At 62.2% G+C, this 12304-nt stretch carries 9 protein-coding genes; 3 read left to right on the top strand and 6 right to left on the bottom strand.

What is annotated here, in order from left to right; genetic code table 11:
• Window positions 1-23: 23 nt before the first annotated feature.
• Window positions 24-3392 (bottom strand): adenylate/guanylate cyclase domain-containing protein, encoded by a 3369-nt coding sequence (locus tag ACZIRK_RS03510; RefSeq protein ID WP_130227394.1) that lies wholly within the window; start codon window positions 3390-3392, stop codon window positions 24-26.
• 322 nt (window positions 3393-3714) lie between these two features.
• The gene (locus tag ACZIRK_RS03505; protein ID WP_245474828.1) at window positions 3715-4503 is read right to left on the bottom strand and encodes a DUF2066 domain-containing protein; all 789 of its coding nucleotides are present in this window, start codon (window positions 4501-4503) and stop codon (window positions 3715-3717) included.
• 1201 nt (window positions 4504-5704) lie between these two features.
• Between ACZIRK_RS03505 and ACZIRK_RS03500 the strand changes: the two genes are divergently transcribed.
• On the top strand, window positions 5705-5974 hold the full coding sequence (locus ACZIRK_RS03500) for a hypothetical protein (RefSeq protein ID WP_165435323.1): 270 nt from the start codon (window positions 5705-5707) through the stop codon (window positions 5972-5974).
• A 130-nt stretch (window positions 5975-6104) separates the two neighbouring features.
• Here the strand turns inward: ACZIRK_RS03500 and ACZIRK_RS03495 are convergent, their stop codons facing one another.
• On the bottom strand, window positions 6105-6326 hold the full coding sequence (locus ACZIRK_RS03495) for a hypothetical protein (protein ID WP_463326965.1): 222 nt from the start codon (window positions 6324-6326) through the stop codon (window positions 6105-6107).
• A 1099-nt stretch (window positions 6327-7425) separates the two neighbouring features.
• Between ACZIRK_RS03495 and ACZIRK_RS03490 the strand changes: the two genes are divergently transcribed.
• A complete protein-coding gene (locus ACZIRK_RS03490) occupies window positions 7426-8295 on the top strand; it encodes a GNAT family N-acetyltransferase (protein ID WP_165435322.1) in 870 nt (289 codons plus the stop codon).
• A 172-nt stretch (window positions 8296-8467) separates the two neighbouring features.
• Window positions 8468-9556 carry a TRAP transporter substrate-binding protein gene (locus ACZIRK_RS03485; RefSeq protein WP_028163820.1) on the top strand — a complete coding sequence of 363 codons (1089 nt, stop codon included), beginning with the start codon at window positions 8468-8470 and terminating at the stop codon, window positions 9554-9556.
• Window positions 9557-9612: 56 nt separating this feature from the next.
• Here the strand turns inward: ACZIRK_RS03485 and ACZIRK_RS03480 are convergent, their stop codons facing one another.
• The 3 genes from ACZIRK_RS03480 to ACZIRK_RS03470 form a co-directional block, all read right to left on the bottom strand.
• A complete protein-coding gene (locus ACZIRK_RS03480; protein WP_463326964.1) occupies window positions 9613-10542 on the bottom strand; it encodes a DMT family transporter in 930 nt (309 codons plus the stop codon).
• A gap of 215 nt (window positions 10543-10757) precedes the next feature.
• Entirely contained in the window at window positions 10758-11162 is a 405-nt protein-coding gene (locus ACZIRK_RS03475) for a helix-turn-helix domain-containing protein (protein ID WP_130227391.1), read from the bottom strand.
• An 8-nt stretch (window positions 11163-11170) separates the two neighbouring features.
• Complete coding sequence (locus tag ACZIRK_RS03470; protein WP_130227390.1) at window positions 11171-12220, bottom strand: LysR family transcriptional regulator; 1050 nt, start codon at window positions 12218-12220, stop codon at window positions 11171-11173.
• Window positions 12221-12304 lie beyond the last annotated feature (84 nt).

Raw genomic sequence — 12304 nt, 5'->3', positions numbered from 1 at the left:
GGCAGGGCTCTCAATGAAGGCTGTCAATGAAGCTCGCCAAGCAAGGCTCTGGCGTTGCGCAAGTCGCGTGTGTCAAAACCTTCGGTGAACCAATCGTAGACCGGGGCGAGAAGGTCGTGGGCCGTTTCTCTCTTGCCCTGCTCAGCCAAAAGCCGTGCCAGGCTCATGGCTGCGCGCAATTCCCACGACTTGGCCTGCTGTGCGCGCGCAAGAGTGAGGGATCGCTCGAAATATGCTTTCGCTTTCGCCACGTCACGCTGCGGCGATTTGAGCGCGATTTCGCCGGCAACGCGATGCGCCTCAGCCTCGCACCACTTTTCCTTGGTGGCTTGCATCGCCGCCATTGCCTTGTCGATGCAGCGCCAGGCATCGTCGAATTGGCCCGAATCCGCATGCGCGATTGCCAGCATGAACTGGTGCTCCGGCGTGAATATGGTCGATCCGGCCGATCGCCACAAATCGATGCCTAACGTGACCGTCTCGACTGCCTCCGTGGCTCGTCCCATGAGGGTAAGGACATAGCCTCGCCGCAATACCCCTTCTGCCTTTCGGAATGGCGCGCGCTTCTCCTCCGCCAGGATGGCAAGTTCCTTGAGATACTCGTTTGCCGCGTCATAATTTCCGCAATAGGTGTTCACAAGAATCGGGAAGTTCAGCGTGAACATCAAAGTGGCGGCATGTTCAATCTGGCGCGCTTCCATCAGCGCGCAGTCTGCATCCCTGAGCGCAGCATCGGGATAGCCGAGCTGCCACAACGCCATTGAACGAAAGCCCAGGCACGTCATCCGGAGGTCCTGGCCGAAGCGCGTCATCAATCGCCGGTGCTCGGCCGGACGGTAAAGCGCCAGCGCCTCGTTGTAGTGCGCCAGAGCCTTGACCTGGTCCCCCATGAACGCGAGCGTACTCCCCATGGTGCGGTGTCCGACCATGAGCGGTACCGTCGTCCCGTCCTTCTCACCGAGAGCAAGAAACCGCGCGGCGAGCTCCCGCGCAGCCTCGCCGTCAAAGCTGATGAAATTGACGAGCCATTGCCCGAACAGCGCCGAAAGCAGCAATGAGGCGTCGTCGGGAGATTCTCCGAGCTGTTCCGCCTGCTCGATCAGCGCTCTCACCTGAGCCACGGCAGCCTTGGTTTCGGACGCGCTATATCCCTTGACGTGCATGAGCGTGTTCACGAGCGCGGTTTGCCAAATGATCTGCTCGCGCCGCAGATCGGGCGTGCTGGGCAAGGTCGCGATCTGCGCCAGGGCGTGGGTAAGTTGTTCTGCGGCTTCGGCCAGTGCCGAGCGCTCCTGTGAGCGTTGTCCCGCCTTGCCCCACAGGAACGCGGACTTTTCGATCAGGTCGGCATTCATGTAATGACGCGCCAGCAACTCGGGCTGGCTTTCGGCGATTTCGGGAAACTCTCTCTCGAGCACTTCGGCGATGCGCGCATGCAGCACGCGCCGTGGCTCGCGCAATAGCGTGCTGTAGGCTGCGTCCTGCACCAGCGCATGCTTGAACAGATAGCTCGCATGCGGCGGGATGCCCTGCCGAAACAGCAAACCCGCGCCTACCAGCCGGTCGAGCGCGCCGGCCAATTCCGCCGGCGGCTTTCGCACCACCGCGGCCAGCAACATGTGGGGGAATTCCCGGCCGATTGCCGCGCCAACCTGCGCTATATCTTTCGCCGAGCCGAGCCGGTCGAGCCGCGACATCAACGAGGCCTGCAGGCTGGCCGGGACCGGCACCACCGACTTTGGCTTTGCTGCGGCGGTCCGCTGCGCTTCGTTCTCGCCCTCCGCATCCAGCACCGCCTTGGTCATTTCCTCCGCGAACAGCGGAACGCCGTCGCTGCGCTCGATGATGTCCTGGCGGATGCCTGTCGGCAGCGACCAGATGCCGACGACTTCCTTGATGAGGGAATCGATGTCGCGCCGCGTCAGCCGATTGAGCGTAAGCGCAGCCACATGCGACCGTCCGATCCAGGGCGGGCTGAATTCCGGCCTGAAAGTGACGAGCATCAAGAGCCGGTGTCCGGCGACCAGATCCACCACCCGGGCAAACAATTCGAGGCTGGTTGGATCGGTCCAATGCGCATCTTCGACAATCATCAGCACCGGACTGATCCGCGCCAGCGCCTCGAGCTGCGAACAGAGAGCTGCCAGCGTTTTCTCACGACGGAGCTGCGGCTCGACTTCGACCGGAGGGTAGCGCCCATCGTTGGGCAGCGACAGCAATTCGGCGATCAGGGATGCATCCTCAGGCGGCGTCGAGCTCTGCGCCAGCAGCGCGTCGAGCTTGTCCAGTTTCGATTGCGGGCCGTCATCGTCTTCCAATGCGGCGACGCGCATCAACTGGCTGATGATCGGATGAAGCGCGCTGTCGGTGTGTTGCGGCGAACAGACGTAACGCAGGCGTATGTGCGGCTCGAGCGCAAGTTGCTGCAACAGTCCGAAGGTGAGCCGTGATTTGCCGATCCCCGCTTCGCCGGAAATCAGCACCACCTGACCTTCGCCGGCCTTCGCTCTTGACCAGCGCCGAAGCAGCAACTCGAGTTCTTCTTCCCGCCCCACCAGCGGCGTCAGGGCACCCGCGTGCAGTGCCTCAAAGCGGCTCGCCACCGAGCTGGATCGCAGTGCCGCCCAAACGCGCACATCGCCCTGGATACCCTTGAGGTCTCTTGTCCCGAGATCCTGCAGCTCGAACAGATTTCCGAGCAGCCTCCGGGTGCCGTCAGCAATGACCACCATGTTGGGTGACGCAGCCTGTTGCAGCCGCGCGGCCAGGTTTGGAGTTTCACCGACAATGCCGCGCTCCTGAGCGTTGCCCGACCCGCTGAGATCTCCCACGATCACCACCCCGGTCGCAATCCCGATGCGGATTTGCAGAACGACCGGAGCCTTGAGGGCGGAAATCGCCGAGATCAGCTCCAGCCCGGCCCGGACCGCACGCTCCGGATCATCCTCGTGCGCCTCCGGATAGCCGAAATAGATGAGAGCGCCGTCGCCCATATATTTCGCCACGAAGCCGTCGAAGCGTCGCACGGTCTTCGTGACACATTTCTGGTAGGTTGAAATGATGTCTCGCAAATCCTCCGGATCCATGCGCGTCGAAAGTTCCGTCGAGCCCACGAGGTCGACGAACATCACGGTGACCTGACGGCGCTCCGCCGTGTCGGGCGCCTTCGGTTCCACCGAGGCTACGGCGCGCTCGGGTGCAGCCTGCGTGGAGGCTGGCGGCTCGCTGATGGCTGCAAGGATTTTCCGCCGGTGCCCGAGCGGAATTGCGATGTCCTTCAGGTCGTCGTCCGTCAGGTGGGGCAGAACGGACACGTCAATCGCATGGTCGGCAAAACGCTGCGCGTATTGCCCGAGACCAAGTCGATCAAGCCACTGGGCAATCTCCTGCACGTCGCCTCCAGGCTAAGCTGCTGTCAATCATGGCCTTGCCGGCCGACCTGTGTTCCCGCGCGGCAACGGGACAAAAGGTGTGCGCTCGCCATGCCACTATCGATCGGAACGCCGCACTTGCGAGGCAGCCGGCCCATTCGCCGCGCCTCCGAAAGGAAAATGAACTTTGTATCCGGGCTCGTCAGGGCCCCAGGTTGGATTACCGCAGATTACATCGATTGAGAGTGAAATGCCGCACAGATCAGACGGCCAACGTCATTGCGCCGATTGTTCCGCTGGCGGTCAAAAAGCGGCGTCTTGAGCAGTGGCCGGTCGCTTCCGCCTATCCCGGATCACCGTTTCCCGAGAGGATCTGGGCCGCGCCGCCGATGCCGCGGCGGAAGGCTTCATCAAATGTGACGCCGCGAAGCTGCCATCGGTGCGTCCGGCCATTCCAGTCCATCCGCCACTCCGTCGCCCATCCGAGCTCCGACTCGTCCCACTTTAGCCGTCCGACTAGAACGACTTCGCCACCCCGTTCGGCTACCACAGATGCCAATGTCGAGGATGCCGTCGTCAAGAGCTCAGCGGCATTGATATTGGCTTTCGCCAATGCCGCGACATCGGGCAGCACGATCATCATGCCCCGCTTCAGGGCGGCGGCGAGAAGCGAGTCACGTTGCAGGTCGGACTGCCTTGCATCCGATGTGGCGATATCTTGTTTTGAGCCCTGCTCCATCTCGACAAAAACGCCAAGGATCGGGCGGCGCGAAAGCCAGGGCCTGACGCCGAGCGAGTTGAGAACATCGTTGATCTTGTTGTCGTCGAAATCGACGATCAAATCGTACGGCCGGTCGCGGGTGCCCTGTTCGTCGCGCTTCGGCTTGCCGGACATCTGGTCGTGGTAGCTATAGGCGCCGACGAAATCAGCCGCGCGCGATTTGTACGCATCTAGCCGAGGATCGCTCTCGAGTTTGAGGGCTCCGGAAACCTTGACGAGAACGTCCTCGAGACAAGCGGCAAAGCCGATGATGCGATTGGCTTCGCCCTGTCCGGTGACGATTGTCTGTGCGCGATAGAGATTCTCCGCCGCGAATGCAGATGTGCCGGGCCAGTTCGCCAAGACAGCCATCAGCGATATCTTGACGATGAGGGCGACCACACCTGGACATCGCACGATCATCTCTTAACAGCGCCAAGAGTAAGAGAAGGAGGGTTGACGATGCCGAGCCACTTGGTGGCCATACGGCGGCAATACCCCAGCCAGCACTACATTGTAGTGCTGATCGATCCGCAGGGCTTGAAGGTCTGGATCGAGCGCCCGTGCAAGCACCCTTCGTGTTTCTGGGCGAAGGCAAGCAAGCCCATGATAATCAAAGCCACCAAGACACATCCGGCCACGAGGTTCTGCATCATGGCTGTCACTCCACGGGGTTGGCAGACTACGCATTAGGTGACCGCTGCCAAGGATGATGAACACGCCGGGCGCGGCCGTCAATACGCCACACGACCGATCGAGCCTGGTCGACCGGAGGCTGGAAGGCGGGACATGACCCAAAATTCCCGGCGCTCCGAGCGGCCACTTCCGAGGGGCTCACTCACATCGGCTCGATCTCTCCGGGACGCCAACTCTTGTCGAGCCAAGGTTCGACCGGCCCGTAAAGGCGCAGCTGCGTGCTGCAGCCCTTCATGCGAGCCTCAGCGTCCAGCGACGGCAAAGGTCGTTCTGATGCGTGCGTTGGGTGAACTCAAAACCGGTGCCGGGCAGCAACGTTGATCAAGATCAACACAGGTCCGCTGCGGGGCAAGGCGGCGCTCGAGGCGTTTCGCAAGCGACCCCAGCGGCGATCAAATCCATCACAAACTCTTGTTGGACTAAGGCTGCGACGAAATCGATCTGGAAAGATGAGCGAGCCTGTTGGGGTCCGCTCACTCGTTCCTGGTAAACCTCTGCACGGAGAATCGCAATGATGGCCGACAAATCACGACGTGCCGTTCTCGCTTACGCAATGTTGGCCGTGAGGACCATCGCGCTCGGCACTCCCACTGCGCTTGCAGCTAACGCAGTGGATGTCCCTACCAAATATTTGGTTCGTTCGAGCGCGCCCGTGCGCCACGTGGATTGCACCTCTGCCCCGCGAGCCGCTCAACCTGCCAAGAATGCCCATGATCCATTCGCATCCATGTTGTTGGGATGACAAGCCCGTCGAGCTTGGTCGTCACAACATGCTCAACAATTTACCGAGCAGGCTGATTCACACGCTCGGTAACGTTTTCCCATTCTGATGAACGGCGCTTCTGTCTGAGCCTCGATAGCTGATTGAGAGCGAGCCATGTCAAGAAACATTCTCCTTGGGGTCGCATTGGCTGTAGCGTCGTTAGCGCTGGCAAACACCGGATCTGCAGAGGACGCCCCGTCCGTTCACAAGGAGCCATGGCCGATTCGCAATGGTCGCAATTACCAGCCAACCGAGCGTGAGCTGAGAGCCTTGCATCAGGAGGATGTCACGCCCAACCAGGCGCGCGAGATCGACCGATTGTATGATCAACTCCTGGCGAGTAGTGAAAAAATTCGCAAGCGGCATCCCGCAGGGAAAGAATGATCGCGCTGTTGCCGAAACCGCGCGAGAGCGGCGTGTAGCGCCGCGGTGCCGCCGAAAAGTTTGAGTGTCGACAGGCGTAGACTCCCTACGCAGTCGGGCTGGCGAGGTCTGCCAGCCCGACTCATTGTCGTTATTGGAACGTGCCAGTAGCGGTATTGGGCATGCAGGGGGGTACAATATAGGGATCCGAGGCAAATGCGCCGACGTCTGCAGCCCGCACACAGTCCATAACGCCCCTATGGGCCTTGGTCGTGGCGTGCCGCGCCGCGACATCGTTGCGTGCAGCCATGGCCTGCGTTGTGAATACGGCGGCTGCGATGAGCGTGGCCGACACGAAGGTCATTTTTGTCATTGGTTTCTCCATATGATGACAGAAGCCAAGGAAGCGCTCGGCTCCTTAAGAGCGGCCGGCCTTCGGAAATATTTCATCACGCGCCCTCAACGAAGCGTGACCTTCTGCGCACGCTGCGCGGCGCGCCGAGCACACTTGACGCTGCCGCATCGAGGCTGAGCATCGGCGCTGGCAAACTGCGATCGCATCACTGCTATCCGTCGCCGTCTCGCCGTTACGGAAGTGGCCCAGCCTTGCTGTGAACCCATGCGGTGTCTGCCTCATTGAGGCAGATGGCAAACCGCCAAACGTTTGCGTGATCGGGAAATATCGAGGCTCCGATCTCGGTCTCCCTTTCAGAAACGCACATGCTTCCGTTCAAGATAGCTCGCGATCCAGACCGCACGTTCACCTCGCGAAGCGGGATCAATTCGTCTCGTCCCTCGCCGGACTACAATCGATCCATGCAGGAGAAACGAAAATGATTTCATTCAAAGCTCTTGCAGCGGCCGCGCTGCTGTCCGCCACCGCAGCGACGTCGGCATTCGCGCAAGCTCCCGCGCAGGGCGCTGCGAGCAGCAGCGCCCTGTATATGAAAAATCGGCGCGACTCCGGGTATAATCCGAGGAACGACTTCAATCCGGACGGGACCATGAGGGCAGCCATCCAGGAGCCGGGATCATTCTCGTTCTATTATCCCGACCTGGACGTTCTGAATGGAGGGGCGCCAACTCCTGCCGCCAGGATGTCTCCCGGTTGGCCCGCGTTGAAGGGCGCGTGTGCGTCGGCTGGCGGCGGCATCTCTTATTGCGGCCGCCGCTAGAGCATGATCCGGAAAAGTAGAGGCCGGTTTTCCCTCGCGACAAACGCGAAGCGTTTGCGCGGAGATCATGCTCAAACAAAGAGCTAGAGCGGGATGACGATTCGAAGAAAAGTCATCGCGCTCTAGGGTTCTCGTGATTTTGCGCCCGACGCATTCCCGCGTTGTCATGCTCGCCGCCATCACCGGCCGTTGACTCGATCGTGCGGCACGGCGGATGTTTTCCAGGGAGCCCCGGGCGCCGCCGCGAGGGCGTTTCTTCGGTTGCCAGTAACAGCTCACTCGTGGTGATATCGGTTCATGAGTCCATCTGTACGATCGTCCGCCACGAACGGCCTGCGCATCCGGACGATGCGGCCGGACGAAATCTCCATCGCCGTGGACTGGGCGGCGGCCGAAGGCTGGAATCCGGGCCTTGCCGACGCTACCTGCTTCGCCGCAGTCGATCCCGAAGGCTTCTTCATCGGCGAGCTCGACGGCGCGCCGATCGCGACGATCTCCTGCGTCAATTACGACGAGAGTTTTGCCTTTCTCGGCTTCTATATCGTGCGGAAGGATCTCCGCGGCCGTGGCTATGGTCTGCGCATATGGAACGCGGCCATCGCGCACGCTGGCCGACGTGTGATCGGGCTCGACGGCGTGGTGGCGCAGCAGGAGAACTACAGGAAGTCCGGGTTCGAATTCGCGTACGCCAACGTCCGTTACGGCGGCACCGTTGCGGCTCCGGATGTGCAGCAGGCTAATATCGTCCCGCTCGCCGACGTCCCATTGGCGAGTGTGGAGGCGTATGACGCGACGGTGTTTCCGGCTCGGCGCACCGCATTCCTGCGCGCCTGGATCGGCTCGCCCGACCATGTCGGCTGCGCGCTTGTCCGCGACGGCGGGCTCGCCGGCTGGGGCGTGATCCGTCCGTGCCGGAGGGGCTGCAAGATCGGCCCGCTGGTGGCCGACGACCGTGCCAGTGCCGAGGCGGTTCTGTCGGCTTTGCTGGCCCGCGTGGGCGGCGGCGAGATCTTCCTCGACGTTCCCAGCATCAACCGCGACGCGGTCGCGTTGGCGCAAGATCTGGGTCTTGCGCCGGTGTTCGAGACCGCGCGCATGTATACCGGCGCAGTGCCGCCGTTGCGATTGGAGCGCGTATTCGGCGTCACCACCTTTGAGCTGGGATAGCGCAAACCCCGCTGCCTCACATAGGCGCGATGGCCAAGGCTCAAGGCTTTGGGCGGGGTCAGTCGTAGGCTGCTCTGGCATCGGCCGGGCGTTTGCGATAGGTCCTTATGTCGTCGGGCCGGACGCGGAAGCGGTGCCCAATCGAATTGCAATCCGAAGGAGTGATGACATCATGAAACGCCGTACGTTTCTCAAAGGCGGCGCCGTGACCGGCGCGGCGACGCTGGTTGCGGCACCGGCGATCGCGCAGTCGATGCCCGAGATCAAGTGGCGTTTGACGTCGAGCTTTCCGAAGTCGCTCGATACCATCTACGGCACGGCGCAGACCTTTGCGAAATATGTCGCGGAGGCCACCGACAACAAGTTTCAGATCCAGACGTTTGCGGCGGGCGAGATCGTGCCCGGCCTGCAGGCGCTTGATGCCGTGAGCGTCGCGTCCGTCGAGATCGCGCAGACGCCGCTCTATTTCTACATCGGCAAGGAGCCGGCGCTTGCTTACGCGACGGGCGCGCCTTTTGGCATGAACCATCGCCATCAACATTCCTGGTGGACGTTCGGCGGCGGTGCCGAACTCTGCGACGAAGCGCTGAGGCCTTTCAAGGTGCATGCCATTCTGTGCGGCAACTCCGGCACGCAAATGGGCGGCTGGTTTCGCAAGGAGATTAAGACGGTCGATGATCTCAACGGCCTCAAGTTCCGGATCGCGGGCATGGGCGGTCATGTGCTCGCAAGGCTCGGCGTCGTGCCGCAGCAACTGGCGGGGGGCGATGTGTATTCAGCGCTCGAAAAGGGATCGATCGACGCCGCGGAGTTCGTCGGACCCTATGATGATGAGAAGCTCGGCTTCTACAAGGTGGCGAAGTACTATTACTTCCCCGGCTGGTGGGAAGGCGGAGCCATGCTGCACATGATCGTCAACGACGAGAAGTGGAATGCGCTTCCCAAGCAATACCAGTCGATCCTCACCCAGGCCGGCTCGGCGGCAGGCGCCTGGATGCTCGAGAAATACGACAGCGTGAACCCTGCGGCCCTGAAGCGGCTTGTCGCTGGTGGGGCGGAGCTGCGCGCGTTCCCGCAGCCGGTCATGGAGGCGAGCTACAAAGCCACCCAGGATCATCTGAACGAGCTTGCCGAGAAGAGCCCGCTCTTCAAGAAAACAAAAGAGAGCCACGACGCGTATATGAAGGACGTGCTCTTCTACACGCAGATCGCGGAAAACTACTACGACAACTATCTGCTGAGCAAAATGCGCAAGGGCTGATTTCGCCCGATCGCGCCAAGAACAGCTTCGGTTCTGATTCAGTCAGAACCGAAGCTCTAGGCCGGCTTCGGCTTGCGCGAGGCGACGAACACGCCTGACAGCACCAGCGCAAAGCCGATGAAGTGGAACAGTTGCGGATGCTCGCCAAGGAAGATGATCGAGAGCACAGTGCCGAACACCGGCACCACATGGAAGAACGGCGCCGTGCGGTTGGCGCCGATCAACTGGACGCCGCGGTTGAAGCAGAGATAGGCCAGCGTCGAGGGAAACACCGCGACATAGATCAGTGAGAGCACATTGCCGACGTTAAGCTGCATCACCGGTCGCGCCAGCAATTCCCAGATCAGGAGCGGTATCAGGCATGCCGCGCCGCAGCCGAAGGTGAAGGCGACGAATGACAGGCCATGGATCTCCGGCCGCTTCAGCGACAGCACCGAATAGATCCCGAACATCGTGAGACCGGCGAGGAAGATCAGGTCGCCCTTGTTGAACTCGACCTTCGACAGCGCGGTGAGGTCGCCGTGCAGGATGATCACCAGCACGCCCGCAAGGGACAGCAGGACGCCGAAGGCCTGTGCCACCGTCAGCCGCACGCCGAGCAGGACCAGCGACCACACCGCGATGATCAGCGGCGCCGCCGATTGCAACAGCAGCGTGTTCAGCGCCTGGGTATATTCGAGCGCCCAGTACTGCATGGTGTTGAAGACGCCGATTCCCGTCAGCGAGAGCAACACCATCAGGCCGAGACGGCCGCGGATCGCGGGCCAGTCCCGCTTCAGGTGCGGCCAGGCCCAAGGGAGGATCAACAGGAACGCCAGCGACCAGCGCAGGAAGGAGAGCGTCACCGGCGCAATATGGCCGGCGGCGAGCCGGCCGACGATGGCGTTGCCGGCCCAGAACAGCGCCGTGAGGCTGAGCAGCACGTAGGGTTGGTTGGCCAGCCAGTTGCCGGAGCCGGCAGGGGAGGTGGTCTCGGAAGCAGACATGCGTCGGGCCCGGTTCATGACGCCGCGGCCCGCCCGGCGGGTTCACGCGCCGGGCCGGAATGTGAGAGGACCCGGCCGAGGCCACAGACACGGATTTTGCGGCGGCGGCAATGGCGCTGGCTGCATCGCGACCATGCGCGGGCTCTATCCCCGGCAAGCCTGCCGGCCAATCTCGGCGACTGCTTGGCGGGGCGCCGGCGCGCCGAGGGATAGCGTCAGCCGGCCTCGCCGGGAGGACCGGCCTGGCGCTTGACGATCTGTGCGGTGAGGTCGATCAGGATCCGTTTCGTATCGGCGTCGTGCAATTCGCGAAACAACCGGAGCAGGCGCAACTCGAGCAGCGACTGCAACGATGCCGAGCCCGGCGCAGGCAACCGCCGTGCCCGGGCGGCGGCGCTGGTGGCGCGGCCGTTGAAGAGATCGACGGAGACGCCGAGCGCACTCGCCACCTGGCGCAGGCGCTCGATATCAACCGCATCCCGGCCGTTTGTGCGCTCCGACCGTTGTGGGGGCGGGGGCGTTGCTCCCAGCACTTCCGCAAGGTCGGACAGCGACAGTCCGATCTCGCGCCACTTGGCCTGCACCAATTGATCGATGTACCCGTCGGTCGATTTGCTCATTGGGTTGCTCAGCCGATCTTGGAGCGTGTTTCGTTCACGAAGCCTGCGAACAGATTTACCAGTGGCTCCCCCTTGTAGGTTTTCTGCAGATCGTTGGGATGCACGAACTCGTCGCGAAACCACGGATACTTCCGGCCGTCGAAGGCCTGGATGGTCCAGTCGATCAACTGCTTGACGCGCGGAATCCGCTTGGCGTCGGGATGATAGGCAAGCCAGATGTCGAGCGAGAAGTTGATGCCGATGTCGAGCGGGATCAAAGGCCCCGCCACCGCCGGCACATAGGTCGGCAGCCAGCCGATGCCGGCGCCTTTGGCGACCGCCCAGACATGGGCGCTGCTGACATTGTTGCGCATGGCGACGAAGCCGACCTGCTCGCGGCCGGCATATTGCTCGTACATCTGCTGCGCGCGGGTCTGGTCGGCGTCTTGCAGCACGATGCGGTGGTTCTGCCTTATGTCGTCCTGGTCCTTCGGCATGCCGTAGATCTCGACATAGGACGGGCTGACGAACGGCATGACGTGAAGACGGCCGATCTTGACGCGCTTCAGATCGGGCTTGTCCGGCTCTTCGAGCTGCACCGCGACGTCGGCCTCGAGGCGGAGCACGTCGGCGGAGCGCATCTCGCATTTGAGATCGACGAGCAGCCCCGGATAGACGCGCTGGAATTCGATCAGCCGCGGCGCGACCCAGAAAGTGCCGAGACCTTCGGTGATGGCAAAGCGCACCTCGCCCGAGAGTGCCGGCGTGGTCTGGCTCAGCGCGCGGTCGAGGGCGAAAGCGGCTTCCTCCATCCGCCGCGCCGCCTCTAGCACCTTCTCGCCTTCGGGCGTCAGCCGCACACCGTCGACATGGCGGGTGATCAATGTCGTTTTATAGGCACTCTCTAGTTGCAGGATCTGCTTCCGCAGGAAGTTGGCCGAAGCGTTCAGCTCGAGGGCTGCAGCGCGGAAGCTGCCGATCCGTGCCACCTCAAGGAAGATCCGCACCGAATCCCACTGGGCGATGCGGCCCGGGGGGTGTGCACGGTGGTGAACACCCCTGCGCTCAGGTGAGTGCATACAAATCGCCTCGTTTGTCGCCTTTTAGCTTAACGGGAACAACCCTCTATTCTTGGCAGAAACGCGGCAAATTCACAACCGCGA

The organism is Bradyrhizobium sp. Leo114, assembly GCF_055229415.2.
Note: the sequence above shows the minus strand (reverse complement) of the source record. Positions and strands in the feature narration are given on the sequence as shown.